At 73.4% G+C, this 15352-nt stretch carries 16 protein-coding genes; 9 read left to right on the forward strand and 7 right to left on the reverse strand.

Going from position 1 to position 15352, the window contains the following annotated elements; genetic code table 11:
* Nucleotides 1–109: 109 nt before the first annotated feature.
* Genes ACGFIS_RS20450 through ACGFIS_RS20470 form a run of 5 tightly spaced genes read left to right on the forward strand, consistent with a single transcriptional unit; the run spans nucleotide 110 to nucleotide 6691 of the window.
* Nucleotides 110–1792 (forward strand): ATP-binding cassette domain-containing protein, encoded by a 1683-nt coding sequence (locus ACGFIS_RS20450; protein ID WP_392907714.1) that lies wholly within the window; start codon nucleotides 110–112, stop codon nucleotides 1790–1792.
* Complete coding sequence (locus ACGFIS_RS20455; RefSeq protein WP_392907712.1) at nucleotides 1789–2679, forward strand: branched-chain amino acid ABC transporter permease; 891 nt, start codon at nucleotides 1789–1791, stop codon at nucleotides 2677–2679. Before ACGFIS_RS20450 ends, ACGFIS_RS20455 begins: the two co-directional genes overlap by 4 nt.
* Nucleotides 2672–3826, forward strand: coding sequence for a branched-chain amino acid ABC transporter permease (locus tag ACGFIS_RS20460; RefSeq protein ID WP_392907710.1), 1155 nt, complete (start codon nucleotides 2672–2674; stop codon nucleotides 3824–3826). The genes ACGFIS_RS20455 and ACGFIS_RS20460 overlap by 8 nt, the downstream gene beginning before the upstream one ends.
* Complete coding sequence (locus ACGFIS_RS20465) at nucleotides 3823–5070, forward strand: ABC transporter substrate-binding protein (RefSeq protein WP_392907708.1); 1248 nt, start codon at nucleotides 3823–3825, stop codon at nucleotides 5068–5070. The genes ACGFIS_RS20460 and ACGFIS_RS20465 overlap by 4 nt, the downstream gene beginning before the upstream one ends.
* Nucleotides 5071–5083: 13 nt before the next feature.
* Nucleotides 5084–6691, forward strand: coding sequence for an AMP-binding protein (locus ACGFIS_RS20470; protein ID WP_392972124.1), 1608 nt, complete (start codon nucleotides 5084–5086; stop codon nucleotides 6689–6691).
* Between the two features lie 4 nt (nucleotides 6692–6695).
* On the opposite strand, the gene ACGFIS_RS20475 is transcribed toward ACGFIS_RS20470, so the two are convergent.
* Together ACGFIS_RS20475 and ACGFIS_RS20480 are read right to left on the reverse strand one after the other, a co-directional pair.
* A complete protein-coding gene (locus ACGFIS_RS20475; protein WP_392907703.1) occupies nucleotides 6696–7253 on the reverse strand; it encodes a hypothetical protein in 558 nt (185 codons plus the stop codon).
* 45 nt (nucleotides 7254–7298) lie between these two features.
* On the reverse strand, nucleotides 7299–7655 hold the full coding sequence (locus ACGFIS_RS20480) for a hypothetical protein (RefSeq protein WP_392907701.1): 357 nt from the start codon (nucleotides 7653–7655) through the stop codon (nucleotides 7299–7301).
* 226 nt (nucleotides 7656–7881) lie between these two features.
* Here ACGFIS_RS20480 and ACGFIS_RS20485 point away from each other — a divergent pair, with 226 nt between their 5' ends.
* The gene (locus ACGFIS_RS20485) at nucleotides 7882–8850 is read left to right on the forward strand and encodes a PaaX family transcriptional regulator C-terminal domain-containing protein (protein WP_392907699.1); all 969 of its coding nucleotides are present in this window, start codon (nucleotides 7882–7884) and stop codon (nucleotides 8848–8850) included.
* 45 nt (nucleotides 8851–8895) lie between these two features.
* On the forward strand, nucleotides 8896–9810 hold the full coding sequence (locus ACGFIS_RS20490; protein ID WP_392907697.1) for a PaaX family transcriptional regulator C-terminal domain-containing protein: 915 nt from the start codon (nucleotides 8896–8898) through the stop codon (nucleotides 9808–9810).
* 21 nt (nucleotides 9811–9831) lie between these two features.
* Here the strand turns inward: ACGFIS_RS20490 and ACGFIS_RS20495 are convergent, their stop codons facing one another.
* Nucleotides 9832–10575 carry an MIP/aquaporin family protein gene (locus tag ACGFIS_RS20495; RefSeq protein ID WP_392907694.1) on the reverse strand — a complete coding sequence of 248 codons (744 nt, stop codon included), beginning with the start codon at nucleotides 10573–10575 and terminating at the stop codon, nucleotides 9832–9834.
* Nucleotides 10576–10759: 184 nt separating this feature from the next.
* Between ACGFIS_RS20495 and ACGFIS_RS20500 the strand changes: the two genes are divergently transcribed.
* Nucleotides 10760–11671, forward strand: a complete 912-nt coding sequence (locus ACGFIS_RS20500) for a universal stress protein (protein ID WP_392907691.1) — start codon at nucleotides 10760–10762, stop codon at nucleotides 11669–11671.
* A gap of 33 nt (nucleotides 11672–11704) precedes the next feature.
* Here ACGFIS_RS20500 and ACGFIS_RS20505 read toward each other — a convergent pair whose 3' ends face one another.
* Nucleotides 11705–12295: a TetR/AcrR family transcriptional regulator gene (locus ACGFIS_RS20505; RefSeq protein WP_392907688.1), complete on the reverse strand. Its 591-nt coding sequence runs from the start codon at nucleotides 12293–12295 to the stop codon at nucleotides 11705–11707.
* A 21-nt stretch (nucleotides 12296–12316) separates the two neighbouring features.
* Between ACGFIS_RS20505 and ACGFIS_RS20510 the strand changes: the two genes are divergently transcribed.
* Complete coding sequence (locus tag ACGFIS_RS20510) at nucleotides 12317–12445, forward strand: hypothetical protein (protein ID WP_392907686.1); 129 nt, start codon at nucleotides 12317–12319, stop codon at nucleotides 12443–12445.
* A 49-nt stretch (nucleotides 12446–12494) separates the two neighbouring features.
* Here the strand turns inward: ACGFIS_RS20510 and dmpG are convergent, their stop codons facing one another.
* Genes dmpG through ACGFIS_RS20525 form a run of 3 tightly spaced genes read right to left on the reverse strand, consistent with a single transcriptional unit; the run spans nucleotide 12495 to nucleotide 15264 of the window.
* Complete coding sequence (dmpG, locus tag ACGFIS_RS20515; protein WP_392907683.1) at nucleotides 12495–13523, reverse strand: 4-hydroxy-2-oxovalerate aldolase; 1029 nt, start codon at nucleotides 13521–13523, stop codon at nucleotides 12495–12497.
* Nucleotides 13520–14416 (reverse strand): acetaldehyde dehydrogenase (acetylating), encoded by an 897-nt coding sequence (locus tag ACGFIS_RS20520; RefSeq protein WP_392907681.1) that lies wholly within the window; start codon nucleotides 14414–14416, stop codon nucleotides 13520–13522. Before ACGFIS_RS20520 ends, dmpG begins: the two co-directional genes overlap by 4 nt.
* 50 nt (nucleotides 14417–14466) lie before the next feature.
* Nucleotides 14467–15264 carry a 2-keto-4-pentenoate hydratase gene (locus tag ACGFIS_RS20525; protein WP_392907678.1) on the reverse strand — a complete coding sequence of 266 codons (798 nt, stop codon included), beginning with the start codon at nucleotides 15262–15264 and terminating at the stop codon, nucleotides 14467–14469.
* Nucleotides 15265–15352 lie beyond the last annotated feature (88 nt).

Genomic DNA, 15352 nt, shown 5'->3' on the forward strand with positions numbered 1-15352 from the left:
CTTAATCACATTAATATACAAACAACCCTTGACGCGCGACACTACTTTGTCTAGCGTTCCTCGCGGTCGAGGTAAGCGTCCCGATTTCCCCGCGTGGAGGGAAGGCCTCATGCCCACCAGATCCGAACCTGCTCGGGACACCGTCACCGTCCCCGACGATCCGCTGCTCACGGTCGAGGGTCTCGACGTGAGTTACGACGGTGCGGTGCGCGCCCTGCGCGGAGTGTCCCTGCAGGTCCCGAGGGGCGGCGTCGTCGCCGTGCTCGGCGGCAACGGCGCCGGGAAGACCACCCTGCTGCGCGCCGTCTCCGGATCGCTCGGCTCCGTCGGCGGCGGCATCACCGCGGGGACCGTCCGCCTCGACGGACGGGACATCGGCGGCCTGCCGACCGCGGAGATCGTGCGGGCGGGCGTGGCGCAGGTCCCCGAGGGCCGGCGGGTGTTCCGCGACCTCACGGTGGAGGAGAACCTCCGCGCCGGCGGTTTCACCGCGGCGGAACGCGTCAAGCGCGAGGCCCTCGACCGGGTCTTCGAGCTGTTCCCCGATCTGGCCGGCCGGCGCCGGCAGCGGGCGGGGCTGCTGTCCGGGGGCCAGCAGCAGATGCTCGCCATCGGACGCGGGCTGATGAGCCGGCCCCGGCTGCTCCTGCTGGACGAGCCGTCGCTCGGCCTCGCGCCGCAGCTGGTCACCCAGATCGGGGAGATCATCACGGAGATCAACCGGCAGGGCACGGCGGTGCTGCTGATCGAGCAGAACGCCGTCATGGGACTGCGGGTCGCGGGCAGCGCCTACGTGCTGGAGGTGGGGGCGGTCGCCGCGTCCGGCCCCGCCGAGGTGCTCGCCGGCACCGACGAGATCCGCAGCCGCTACCTGGGCGGCGGCACGACCGAAGCCGCCGCCGCCGAAACGGAGACCGAGCCCGGCGCCGGAACGGACGCCGGAACGGACGCCGGCACGCGGGACGGCGGGCTGACCGGCCTCGCCAAGGCCATGCACGCCGGCGCGGGCGACCGCGCCGTGCGCGCGGAGGCGCTGCGCGTGGACGGGGTGACGGTCCGGTTCGGCGGCGTCACCGCCCTCATGGACGTGTCCTTCGAGATCGCGCCCGGCACGGTGCACGCCCTCATCGGCCCGAACGGGGCCGGAAAGTCGACCTGCATCAACGTCCTCGGCGGCGCGTACAAGGTCGCCGAGGGCACCGTCCGCTACGGCGACCGGGTCCTCACCGGGCTGCGGGCCGACCAGATCGCCGGGCTCGGCGTCGCGCGGACCTTCCAGAACATCTCGCTGTCGCTGGACGCCACGGTCGCCGACAACCTGCTCACCGGTCGGCACCGCCTGATGCGGTCCGGCGTCCTCGGCGGCGCGCTCGGCCTGCCGCGCACCCGCCGGGAGGACCGCGAGCACCGCGCCCAGGCCGGCCGCGTCGCCGAACTGCTCGGCATCGACGGGCTGCTCGGCCGAGCCGTCCACACCCTCTCCTACGGCGACCGCAAGCGGGTCGAGCTGGGGCGCGCGCTGTGCGCCGAACCGACCCTGCTCCTCCTGGACGAGCCGGTCGCCGGAATGAACCACGGCGAGTCCGTCGAGATGGCGGCGACGATCATGGCGGTCCAGCGCGAGCTCGGGATCTCCATCCTGCTCGTCGAGCACGACATGCCGTTCGTGATGGGCCTGGCCGAGCGCGTCACCGTCCTGGACTTCGGCCGGCTCATCGCCGACGGCACGCCCGCCGAGGTCCAGCGCGACCCCGAAGTGCTCCGGGCCTACCTCGGATCGGAGGCCGCATGAGTTATCTGCTCACACAGCTGGTGAACGGCGTGTCGCTCGGGCTGGTCCTCGGGCTGATCGCCGTCGGCTTCGTCGTGGTGTTCAAGTCCACCGGGGTGCTGAACTTCGCGCACGGCTCGGTGCTGCTGCTCGGCGCCTACCTGGTGGCCCGCCTGCATGGGCCGCTCGGGTTCTGGCTCGCGCTCGCGGCCGGGGTGCTGGGCGCGGCACTGGTCGCGGCGCTGATCAACGCGCTGCTCGTCCGGCACGTCGCCGAACGCGACCCCGGCGTGTTCGCGATCCTGACGATCGGCGTGGACATCCTGCTGCTCACCGAGCTGACCAGGCAGATCGGCAACGACGTCCTCAACATCGGGGCGCCGTGGGGCGCGTCGGTGGTCACCGTGGCGGGGATCAGCCTGCCGGCGTCCCGGGCGATCGCGGCCGGGGCGGCGCTGGTGCTGTTCGGGACCCTCGGAGTGCTGGCGGCCCGCACCGACTGGGGTGTCGCGATGCGCGCCGCCGCCGCCGACCCCGACACCGCGTCGCTGATGGGCATCCGGCTCAGCCGTACCAGCGCGATCGGGTGGGGGCTCGCCGGTGCGCTGGCGGCCGTCGCCGGGGTGTTCCTCACCTCCTACCCGACGCCCGGCGTCGAGCCGGGCATCTCCGTCATCGCCTTCGCCGCCATTCCCGCCTGGGTGCTGGGCGGTTTCGACTCCGTCCCCGGCGCCGTCGTCGGCGGCCTCGTCATCGGGGTCGCGCAGGCGCTCGCGGTGGGTTACGAGTCCGACCTGCACTTCCTCGGCAGCGGCTTCGGCGAGGTCGTCCCCTACGCGGTGATGGTCCTCGTCCTGCTGCTGCGCCCGCACGGGCTGTTCGGCCAGAAGGAGGCCATTCGTGTCTGATCGGCCGCACGCACTCGGGCTCGCCCGGTTCCGCCGGGTGGCGCCGTCCCGGGCCGCCGGCGGCGCACTGCTGCTCGCCGCCGTCGTCGGGCCGCTCTGGCTCACCGACTTCTGGCTCCAGGCCGGGCTGTTCGCGATGGCCGCCGTGGTCGGGGCGATCGGCCTCACCCTCCTGGTCGGTGTCGCGGGCCAGCTCTCGCTCGGGCACGCGTTCTTCCTCGGCGTCGGCGCCTACACCTACACCCTGCTCGCCGGCGGGCGGGAGGACGACATGTCCGGCTTCGGGCTGCCGCCGGTGCTGGCCCTCATCGCCGCCGCGGTGGTGTCGGGCGCGGCGGGCGCCGTGTTCAGCCCCATCGCGGGACGGCTGCGCGGCATCTACCTCGGCCTCGCCTCCCTCGGGCTGGTGTTCCTCGGCCGGCACGTCTGGCTCAACGCCGACGACGTCACCGGCGGGTACAACGGCCGCACCGTCGAGGCGTTCGCGGTGCCCGGCTTCAGCTTCAGCGACGAGAACCCCGAGTACCTCGCGGTGCTCGGGACGCCGTTCGGGGAGCTGCACCGCCTCTGGTACCTGTTCCTGGTCATCGCGCTGCTGGCCGCGTTCCTCGGCCGGGGCATCAAGGCCGGCCGGGCGGGCCGGGCGATGGCCGGCGTCCGCGACGGCGAGACCGCCGCCGCGTCCGTCGGGATCCAGGTCGCCAGGGTGAAGGCCACCGCGTTCACCGTCTCCTCGGTCTACGCCGGGATCGCCGGTGCGCTGACGGCCCTGGCGTTCGGCCGGATCGCGCCGGACTCGTTCGCGCTGATGGTGTCCATCGACTACCTGGTGATGATCGTGCTCGGCGGCGCGGGCTCGATCGCGGGCGCCTCCGCCGGGGCGGTGTTCGTCTCGGTGCTGCCGCTGCTGCTCGTGCAGTACAGCTCGCAGTTGCCCTTCCTGTCCGCGCCCGGCTCCGGCGGCCTCGACGCGGCCGCGCTCAGCCGGTTCGTCTACGGCGTCGCGATCATCGCCGTCCTGATCTTCCTGCGCGGGGGGCTCTCCGGGGCCTTGCACCGCGTGGGGGCCCGCACCGGACGGACCGGAGAGCCGGCCCGGTCCACACGTCCTGCCGATCGTTCCAGCCTGAAGGAGACCACCCCATGAACTTCCGTCCTCTCGCCGCGGCGGCGCTGTGCCTGGCGGCGATCACGGCATGCAGTACCACCGACCCCAACGCCGGATCCGGAGGCGAAGACGGCAAGGGCGTCCGCACGGGCAACGGCGTCACCGACTCCGAGATCAAGATCGGTGTGCTCACCGACCTGTCCGGGCCGTTCAAGGCCGGCGCCGCCGTCCAGGTCGCGGAGAAGAAGGCCTACTGGGCGGCCAAGAGCGCCGAGGGCGGCATCTGCGGCCGCAAGATCACGGTCGACGTGCGCGACCACGGCTACAACCCGCAGCGCGCCGTGTCGCTCTACCGGAGCATGTCGCCGGACGTCGTGGCGCTCCAGCAGGTGCTCGGCTCGCCCGTCGTCGCGGCCATCCTCCCGCTCGCGGAGAAGGACGACCTCTACGTCGGCGGCATGGGCTGGGCCAGCGTCGCCCTCGACCACAAGGTGGCGCAGATCCCCGGCACCACCTACAGCATCGAGGGCGCCAACGCCATCGACTACCTCGTCGACACCCTGAAGGTCCCCGAGGGCAGCACGATCGGGCACGTCTACTTCGAGGGGGACTTCGGCGGCGACTCCCTCGCCGGCGCCCAGCACGCGGCCAAGGAGCGCGGGCTGAAGATCCACCCGATCAAGATCACCCCGCAGGACTCGGACATGTCCGCCCAGGCGACGGCGCTGGAGCGGGCGAACGTCAAGGGCGTCATCCTCGGCGCCGCCCCGTCGCAGCTGTCCTCGCTGGCCAGCGTGCTCGCCTCCAACGGGGTGAACGTCCCCCTCATCGGGAACACGCCCACGTTCAACCCGGCGCTGCTGGACACCCCGGCCAGGGAAGGGCTGGTCAAGAACTTCTACACGGTGACCAGCGTCGCGCCGTACAGCGGTGAGGGCGCCGGGGTGAAGAAGGCCACCGCGATGTTCGAGAAGGCCGCGCCGGACGGCGCCAAGGGCTGGGAGGTCCCGCTCGCCTACGGGCAGGCGGAACTGCTCGCCAAGGCGCTGGAGGCGGCGTGCGAGAGCGGTGACCTCACGCCCAAGGGCGTCGTCGAGGCGATGCGCAAGACGTCCGACCTGGACACCCAGGGCCTGTTCGCCGGGAAGCTGAACTTCACCGAGGTGGGCAAGCCCCCGTCTCGCACGGTGTTCGTCTCCAAGGTCGACCCGGAGGCGCCGGGCGGGCTGAAGGTGCTGGACACCATCGAGGGCCCGAGCGCCGTCAGCTACAAGTTCGACTGAGCGGACCGCCACCATGACGGACGTGCCCCGGCGGTCGGAACTGCACGGCGCGCCGAGCCCGCGGCTTGAGGAGGCGGTGGTCGGCGACGTGCTGCGCCGGGCCGCCCGGCTGGGACCGGACGACGTCGTCCTGACCGTCCCGGCCGGGCGGGGCCCCGAGGGCAGGGCGGCGGAGAGCTGGACGGCGGCGGAGCTGCTGGCCGACGCCACCGCCGTGGCGGGGTCCCTGCTGCTCCGCCATCCGCCCGGCACGCGGATCGCCACGTACCTGGCCAACGGGCCCGAGGCGGTCCTGCTGCAGTTCGGCGTGGCGCTGGCCGGCATGGTGCTGGTTCCGGTCAACCCGAAGGCCCGGCCCGACGAGCTGGCGCACGCGCTCGGCCTGTCGGAGGCCGCGCGCCTGTACGTCCGCGACGGGGACTCGGACGTGGCCGGCCGGGCCGTGGCGAGGCTGCCGCGGCCCGGCACGGTGGTGCGCCTCGGCGGGGACTGGCGGGAGCTTCGGGCGGGAGGACCGGCCGCGGTCCTCCCGCCGGTCGCCCCGGACTCGCCGGCGCAGATCCAGTTCACCTCAGGGACCAGCGGACGGCCCAAGGGCGTACGGATCCACCACCAGGGCATGGTGCTCACCTCCCACGCGTTCGCCCAGCGGATCGGCCTGCCACCGGGGGGTGTGTGGGTGAACCCGATGCCGCTGTTCCACACCGCGGGCAACGTCCTCGGGACGATGGGCGCACTGTGGCAGCGCGCCGAGCACGTCGTACTGCGATTCGAGCCCGCCGCCGTGCTGGAGGCCATGGCCGCGCGGCGGGCGACGCTGCTGTCCGCCGCGCCGACGCTGCTGCACCTGCTGATGGACCATCCGGACTTCCCCGGCACCGATCTGAGCGACCTGCGGGTCGTGTTCACCGGCGGGATGACCCTGACGCCCGCGATGGTCGACACGATCGAGGCGCGCTTCGGCGCGCCGCTGTCGGTCACGTTCGGCATGACGGAGACGTGCGGCTGCGCCCTGCAGACCGCACCGCTGGCCGACGACGCCGAGGTCCGGCGCACCACGGTCGGCACGCCCATCGAGGGCACCGACGTCCGCGTGGTGGACCCCTCCGGCGAGGTCGTCCCGATCGAGGGGGAGGGGGAACTCTTCCTGCGCGGGGCACGGCTGGCGCGGGGTTACCACGACGACCCGGAGGCCACCGCCCGCGCCATCGACGCGGACGGCTGGCTGCACACCGGCGACCTCGCCGTGATGGACGCCCGCGGACGCCTGCGCATCGCCGGGCGGCTCAAGGACATGATCAAGACCGGTGGCGAGAACGTCGCGCCGGAGGAGGTCGAGGAGGTCGTCACCGGCCATCCCGGCGTGGCGCGCGCGGCGGTCGTGGGCGCCCCGGACACCCGCTGGGGCGAGCTGGTGGTCGCGTTCGTCGTCCCCGAGCCCGGGGCGGACTTCGACGCGGACGCGGTCACCGCGTACTGCCGCGAGCGGCTCAGCCCGTTCAAGGTGCCCCGCCGCTGGACCGTCGTCGACGAGCTGCCGCTGACCGCCTCGGCCAAGGTCAGGCGCGCGGAGCTGCGCAGCCGGGCCGCGGCGGCGCACGAGGGCGGGGACGCGGGCTGACACGTCAGGCCGGGAGGATGCGGGTCCGGGCGGGCGGGGCGGTGACCCAGACCGGCTCGCGCCCGCCGTCCCGCACGCCGCCGGAGTCCGCCTCGCCGGACGACCAGACCCGCCAGGTCAGATCCCCGGCGGAGAGCCGGTGCTCGCGGTGCGGCCCGGCGAACATGGTGATCCCCGGCTCGGCCCGCCAGCGGTTGTCCGCGCGCGGCTCGTCCGGGCTCAGCAGGGCGTCCTCCGGCCGCCAGACGGCCACGGCCTCCTGCCCGGCCGCGAGCCCCTGGGCGGGGACGCCGGTGGCGCGGCCCAGCGGGCCGTCCAGTACGGCGTACTCCCCGCCGACGCTCGAGACGGTCCCGGGCACCTCGTTGGCGAGGCCGACGAAGTTCGCGACGTAGCGGGACGCCGGGCGCACGTAGACGTCACGCGGCGTGCCGAGCTGCTCGATCCGCCCGTCCGCCCGCCGGTACCGCTTGGTCAGGTCGCGCAGGCGGACCACGCCGGCGCCGGCCTCCGGCTCGCCCCCGGCGGCCGCCGCATCTCCGGCAGTCGTGCTCCTGCTCATCAACCGCATGTCGGCCTTCCTTGCGTCGTGGGGGGCGGGCACGGGTCAGCTCCGCCCGGCGTGCGGGACCGGCGGCCCGGATCGGTGGCGGCGCCGCGCGTACCAGGTCACGGGGAGGACGACGGTGATCGAGACCACCGTCAGCAGGATCGACAGCGAGCCGAGCATCGCGTAGTCGCCGTTGGCGAAGACCTCCAGGATGCGGAAGCCGACGACCTCGTTGCCGGTGCCCGCGAGGATGGCGCAGGCGCTGATGTCCCCGGCGATGGTGACGAACAGCAGTGCCCAGCCCGCCAGCAGGCCGGGCGCCTGGAACTGCGCACCGGGCTCGCCGCGCTGCTCGCCGCCACGTCCTCGTTCCGCCTGGCGGCCGAGCCCGAGCCGCTCCGCTGGCCGGTCCACGGGCCGGCGACCCTGCCGGCCGACCTGGCGGCCCCGCCGGACGCCGGGACGGGGAACGGGTGACGGCGGCCGGGTGGCCGGCCCGCCCGCCGCCCCGGCCGGCGTTCGCCGGCTTTCCGTCCGGACGTCGCGGAACCCCCGGGTAACCGGCACGGGCCGGGGCGGATAACGTTGTGCACACGCCGTTCCGGCCGTTCCAGCCGGTGTCGAATCTAGAATGGACGTCATGACCGTCGACAAGGTCCTTGAAGCCGGTGCGGATCTGGATCGGGAGATCCGGCTCCCCCGGATGCAGCAGGGGCCGCAACCGCAGCATCTGCTGATCACGCTGCTCGGCGACTACTGGTACGCGCGGACCGAGCATCTGCCGTCGGCGGCGCTCGTGGCGCTGCTCGGCGAGTTCGGCATCTCCCAGGTCGCCGCCCGCGCGGCGCTGAGCCGGCTGGCGCGGCGGGGCCTGCTGGAGGTCTCCAAGCAGGGGCGCCGCACCTACTACGCGCTGACCGGGCGCGCGACGCGGGTGCTGAGCGGCGGCGTCCAGCGGATCATGTCGTTCGGGATGACCGCCCGGCCCTGGGACGGGTCGTGGCGGATCGCGATCTTCTCGGTGCCCGAGGAGCAGCGGGACCTGCGCCACTCAGCCCGCGCCCGGCTGCGCTGGCTGGGCTTCGCGCCGCTGTACGACGGGGTCTGGATCTCCCCCAACGACGTCGCCGCGGACGCGGCCGCCGCCTTGGCGGGTCTCGGCGTGCGCAGCTACAGCGTGATGGCCGCGCAGGCCCCGGTGGGCGTCCCGCAGGGCCAGGACCCTCTCGACGCCTGGGACCTGGCCGAACTCCGGGACGGATACGAGCGGTTCGTGAGCGAGCGCGAGGACCTGCTCCGCCGCGCCAGGGACGGGGCGGTCAGCACGTCCGAGGCGCTGCTGGCGCGCACCGACGTCATGGACACCTGGCGGCAGTTCCCCAATCTCGATCCCGAACTGCCCGCGGAACTGCTGCCCGAGGATTGGCCGCTGCAGCGCGCCCACGACATGTTCGCCCGGTTGTACGACAACCTCGGGCCACTCGCCGAGATCCGCGTACGGCAGATCGTGACGCGTTTCTCGGACGAACTGGGGGCGCTGGTCCGGCATCACACCACCGGTTCAGTGCTCGATCGTGCTCGCCTGCCGATCGCAACGGATAGTGTCTAACGTGTCGGGCGCGAGGTGGTGCGCCGGAGCCCGTATACTCCGCCGGTGAGCGAGAGGACCCGGGCGGTGAACATGCCCCGCCTGCAGGCGGGCGCCCATCCGCAGCATCTGCTGGCGACGCTGTTCGGCGACTACGACTTCGCCGAGCGCAACCCCGTCCCGTCCGCGGCGATCGTGCGCCTGCTCGCCGAGTTCGGCATCTCCGCCGTGAGCGCGCGCAACACGCTGAGCAGGCTCGCCAAGCGCGGGCTGATCCTGCCGGTGCGCGACGGCCGCCGCACCTCCTACCGGATGGCCGACGCGGCGAAGGAGACCCACGGCCGGCGGCTCCGGCATTTCCTGACGTTCGGTGCAGCGCCGGTCCCCGACACCGGCGAGTGGACGGTCGTGGTGTTCTCGCTGCCGGAGTCCCAGCGCGACCTGCGCCGCGTCCTGCGCACGCGGCTCCAGGAGATCGGCATGGCGTCCCTGTTCGACGGGGTCTGGGTGATGCCGGGCGACCGCCGTGAGGACGCCGCGCGCGTTCTGGACGAGCTGTCCATCGGCCCGGCCGCGTCACTCATGGTGGCGGGGTTCGCGTCGGCGCCGGCGGGGGGCCGCGACCCGGTCTCCGCGTTCGACGTCGACGGCCTCCGGGCAGGCTACGAGGGGTTCGTCGAGCGCTATTCGCCGCTCCTGGAGCGCGTGCGCGAGGGGGCCGTCGGGCTTGCCGAGGCCCTGGTGGTGCGCACCGAGATCATGGACGCCTGGCGCGTGTTCCCGGACGCCGACCCTTGCCTGCCGACGGCGCTGCTCCCGGACGACTGGCCGCTCGGCGCCGCCCGCGGCCTGTTCCTGGAGACCTACGACGCGCTCGGGCCGCTGGCGGAGCTGCGCCTGCGGAGCCTGCTGAAGGAGTACATCGGCGAGCGGGTGGCCGACGTCCGCGCCTACGTCTCGGCGGACTACCCGCCCGCCTGACGTGCCGGGCGGTCCCGGACGCTAGCGTGCGCCGGGTTCCGTCGGCGGCAGCGGGGTCTCCTTGGTCGGCGGCTGCAGGTAGTTGTGGGCCGCCGCGGCGAGGACGGCCCCCGCCGCCGGGGCCACGATGAACAGCCACACCCCCTCCAGGGCCGAGCCGCCGCTGACCAGCGCCGGGCCGAGGCTGCGCGCCGGGTTGACCGAGGTCCCCGTCATCGGGATCCCGATCAGGTGGACGGTGGTGAGCGCCAGCCCGATGGAGACGCCGCTGACGGCGGGGATCGCGGCCGTGCTCGTCATGGACAGGACGATGAACACGAACAGCGCGGTCAGGATCGCTTCGGCGAGGAACGCGCCGCCCGCGTTGATCTGGATGAGGCTGTCCTCACCCCATCCGTTGGCGCCCAGGCCGGTCGTGGACCGGCTGTAGATCGCCGAGCCGGAGAAGGTGAGCCAGAGCAGGAGGGCGCCCAGGATCCCGCCGACGAACTGGGCGATCCAGTAGCGGCCCGCGTCCCCGGGCGTGATCCGGCGGGCGAGCAGCACGCCCAGCGTGACGGCGGGATTGATGTGGCAGCCCGAGATCGGGCCGATCGCATAGACCAGCACGAGCAGCACCAGCCCGAACGCCAGCGCCGTCGCCACCACGCCCGCGGAGGGGCTGCCGCCGGCCACGCCGAACCCGAACGACAGGGTCGCCACCCCCACCGCGAAGTAGACGAGGAGCAGGGTGCCCACGAGTTCCGCCGCGACTCTTCTGACCACGCGTCCCCCTTTTCGATGTGCCGGTTCCCTCCGCCCTATCCCCGGGCGGCGCGGAGGATCAGCCCCGAATGATCATTTCTGCCGGAGATTTTGCCTCCGGTTGACCCTCCGCGCCGGTGCCGGGACCTCCGCCTCTTCTGGAGCGCGCCGGATGCGCGCAGACTGGACGGAGGAGGGCAGGTACATGGACGGCTCAGAGGGGATGCGAAGACCGCACGTCCTGTTCGGCTACGACGGGTCGGCGGAGAACGACGACGCGTTGCGCTGGGCCGTCGAGGAGGCCCGGCTGCGCGGACTCGACCTGGTGATGTGCCACTGCTGGCACTGGCCCTATGCGAGCGGCCACCAGGACCCGGGCGTTGAGGCGATCATGAAGCGGGCGGGGGAGAACCTGCTGGAGCGGGGCGTCCGCCGCGCGCGGAGGCTCGGCGCGCCGGACACGGTGCGCCGGCGCCTGATGCGCGGGCCGGCGATCGAGGCGCTGCTGCGCGCGTCCGGCGCGGCGGAACTTCTCGTGATCGGCTCCCACGATCGGCTGGACGACGGGGCGGCGGCACTGGAGCTGCCCGCGCGGTCGGAACGGCCGGTGATCGTCGTGTCCGGCGGCCGGCCCCGGCCCCGGCTGGTCGTGGTGGGCACGGACCGGACGGCGGGCTGCGACCCGGCGCTCGGCTTCGCCTTCGGGGAGGCGGCCCTGCGCGGCTGGGCCCTGCACGTCGTCTACGGATGCTGGGAGCCGGCGGCGGTGAGCGAACAGGAACTGGCGCTGTTCAACGACCGGGACCTCCTGGAGAAGACGCGCGCCGCCGAACTGGAGGACGCCGTCGCGCCGTGGCGGAGGCGCCACCCCGCTACCGACGTGAGGGTCTCGCTGCTGCTGGAACGTCCGTCCGAGGCGCTGCGGGACGCGGCGGACGACGCCGGGCTCCTCGTCCTGGGCGACCGTGGAACCGGCCCCGGGCCGCTGGGCGCGACCAGTTCCGGGATGCTCCGCGAGGCGCGGTGCCCCGTCGCGGTCGTCCCCGGCCGAAGCTCCCGGGACGACCGGGCCCACGGCTCCGACCCGGACGCGGCACCCGCCGCGGCCGGCGGCTGAGGGCACGTCGGCCTCCGGCCCGGCGAAGAACGATCATGGTTTCGCGACCAGCGCGGCGGTCGCGTCCAGCGCCGGGTCGGTCGGCAGGTCGGGATCGAGGATCAGCTGGAGCAGCAGTCCGTCCAGGACGGCGGTGAGCAGCATGGCGGTGCCCTCGCGGCGTTCCGCCGGCCAGTCCGGGCACAGCTGCGCGAGCCGCTCGGCGATCCGGCCGCGCAGGGCGCGCGACCAGTCCCGGCGCTCGGCCCCCATCCGCGGGTCGCGCAGGGCCCTGACGAGCAGTTCGGCGGCCAGCCTGAGGTTGCGTTCGCCCGCCACCATGTCCGGGACGAGGTCACGCAGCGCCCGCACCGCGGCCGGGGTGTCCGGTGCCGCCAGCAGCGCGTCCACCACCGGATCGATGATCATTTCGCTGGCCCGCTGCGCGACGGCGACGTGCAGCCCCGGAAGCCCGTTGAAGTAGTGGTGGAGCAGGCCCGGACGGGTGCGGGCGCGGTCCGCGACGGCCCGGGCCGTGATCGCCGCCCAGCCGCCCTCGGCGAGCAGATCGAGGCCGATCCGCACGAGCTGTTCCCGGCGCGCCCGCCCGCGAGGAGTCGACGCGCGATGGTCCTCGTGGGTCATCCCGCCAAGCTATCCCAACGGTTGCATCGTGCAAAGATCATCAGCGCGCACTACCCCGGCGCCTGCGCGGGATTCCCGGGGCGTGCCGTCCTGGAGACCCGCCCCACCGTCCAGGACGCCATCCGCGAACTCCACGACCGGCGCCTGTGAGGGCCGGACGGGAGCCCCCGCACCCGAGCTGGCTCCCGTCCGGCGCCGGCTACGAGGCGCGCTCGCGTTCGGCGGCGAGCTGCAACGCCACGTCGATGATCATGTCTTCCTGGCCGCCGACGTAGCCGGCCTCGCCGACCTTCTGCAGGATCTCGTGCGCCGGGACGCCGTAGCGTTCGGCGGCGCGCTCGGCGTGCAGCAGGAAGCTGGAGTACACGCCCGCGTACCCCTGCGTGATCGCGCCCCGGTCCGCGAACGGCAGCCGGTGCAGGAACGGCTTCACCACGTCGTCGGCGGCGGCCATCACGCCCTGCACGTCCACGCCGGTCGGGACGCCGAGCCGCTCGAACGTCGGGACGAGCACCTCGGTGGGGGAGTTGCCCGCCCCCGCGCCCAGCGCGCACAGCGCCCCGTCGATCTGGAGGGCGCCGTTCTGCTGCGCCAGCACCGAGTTCGCGACGCCCAGCGACAGGTTCTGGTGGCCGTGGAACCCGACCTGCGCCTCTTCCCCGATCTCCTTGACGAGCGCGCTGATCCGCTCCTGCGCCTCGCCGAGGACGAGGGCGCCCGCGGAGTCGACGACGTAGACGCACTGCGCGCCGCCGTCCACCATGATCCGGGCCTGCTTCGCCAGTTCCTCCGGCTCGACCCGGTGCGCCATCATCAGGAACCCGACGGTCTCCATGCCGAGGTCGCGGGCGGCGGCGAAGTGCTGGAGCGACACGTCCGCCTCGGTGCAGTGCGTCGCGATCCGGGCGACGGCCGCCCCGGCGTCGTGCGCCAGCTTCAGGTCCTCGACCGTGCCGACGCCCGGCAGCATCAGCACGGCGATCCTGGCGCGGGTCGCCTCGTCCACGGCGGCGGCGACGAGCTTGACGTCGTCCTCCAGCGAGAAGCCGTAGTTGAACGACGAGCCGCCGAGGCCGTCGCCGTGCGTGACCTCGATGACCTCCACCCCGGCGCCGTCGAGGGCGTGCACGACCCCGCGGACCTGCTCCTCGGTGAAGCGGTGCGCCATCGCGTGGCTGCCGTCCCGAAGCGTCGAGTCGGTGATCCTGATCTTCTGCTTGTCGCTCATGAGGTGGCCTTCCTGCGCGCGAGCTGCTCACCGACGCGGGCGGCGGCCGCGGTCATGATGTCGAGGTTGCCGGCCCAGGGCGGCAGATGGTCGCCGTTGCCGCGGACCTCCAGGAAGACCGCGACGCGGGCCATCCCGTTCCAGATCTCGCGGGGCTCGTCGAACTGCGGCTCGGCGCGCAGCGTGTAGCCGGGCACGTAGGCGGCGACCTCGGAGACCATCTTCTCGACCGACGCGGTGATCGCCTTGGTGTCGGCGTCCGCCGGGATCGCGCAGAACACCGTGTCCCGCATGATCATCGGCGGGTCCACCGGGTTCAGGATGATGATCGCCTTGCCGCGGCCGGCGCCGCCGACCCGCTCGATCGCGTCGGCCGTGGTCACGGTGAACTCATCGATGTTGGCGCGGGTGCCGGGCCCCGCCGAGCGCGACGCGATCGACGCGACGATCTCCGCGTACGGCACCGGCACCACCGACGAGACGGCGTGCACGATCGGGATCGTCGCCTGCCCGCCGCATGTGATCATGTTGAGGTTCGGGGCGTCCGACAGCGTCTCCAGGTTCACCGGCGGGCACACCAGCGGCCCCGTCGCCGCGGGCGTCAGGTCGACCGCGGTGATCCCCGCCTCCTCGTAGCGCGGGGCGTTGGCCAGATGCGCCTTCGCGGACGTCGCCTCGAACACGATGTCCGGGAGGGTCGGCTGCGACAGCAGCCAGTCCACGCCCTCCGCCGACGCCGGGACGCCCAGCTTGCGGGCGCGCTCCAGGCCGTCCGACCCCGGGATCACCCCCACCACCGAGTGGACGTCGATCAGCTCACTGCGCATCAGCTTGACCAGCAGGTCGGTGCCGATGTTGCCGGGACCGACGATCGCGGCGCTCAGCTTGCCCATGCCTGCTCCTTGCGGGGGGACGACCCCCCGCGCCCCCCGGGTCGCTTCGCTCATTGCGATGCCTCCTTTCCGAACCGGGCAGTAACGGAACCGATCCCGGCGAACGTGGCGGTGAGGGTCTCACCGGATGCGACCGGCACCGCGGCGGTGATGGAGCCGGGCAGCACCACATGGCCCGCCTCCAGCGTCACGCCGCGTTCGCCGAGGACGTTGGCCAGCCAGACCAGCGCGTTGATCGGCGAGCCCAGCACCGCGCCGCCCGCGCCGGTGTCGATCAGATCGCCGTCGCGGCGCAGCAGGCAGCCCATCAGCGACAGGTCCAGGCCGTCCAGCCGGACGGGGCGGGTGCCGAGCACGACACCGCCGCTGGAGGCGTTGTCGGCGATGGTGTCCGGGAGCGTGATCTTCCAGTCGGCGATCCGGGAGTCGATGACCTCCAGCGCCGGCAGCACGTACTCGACGGCGCCGACCGCGTCGGCCGCCGTCGCGCCGGGACCGGCCAGCGGACGGCCCAGCACGAACGCGATCTCCGGCTCGATCCGGGGCTGCAGGAACCGGCCGGTGTCGATGGGTGCGCTGTCCTGGAAGAACATCGAGTCCAGCAGCACGCCGAAGTCCGGCTGGTTCACCCCCATCTGCCGCTGCATCGCCGCCGAGGTCAGCCCGACCTTGTGGCCCTTGATCCGAGCGCCCGCACCCGTCCACGCCTGCACCTGCGCGAGCTGGACCGCGTACGCGTCGGAGACCGACATGTCCGGATGGTTCGCCGTCAGCGGCGGGATGGGGGTGCCGGTCGCGTACGCGTCGAGCAGCGCCGCCGCGCCCTTCTCCACCGAGCCCGGGTCCATGGCTGTCCTTTCACCGTCCGCGCAGGTCGTCGCCTGCGCAGGCCCGAGCCTCCCCCGCCGGGGGCCCTGCGGGCAACGCCGCCGTCCC

The organism is Spirillospora sp. NPDC048824 (genome assembly GCF_043198455.1).
In the GTDB taxonomy this organism is placed as follows: Bacteria; Actinomycetota; Actinomycetes; order Streptosporangiales; family Streptosporangiaceae; genus Spirillospora.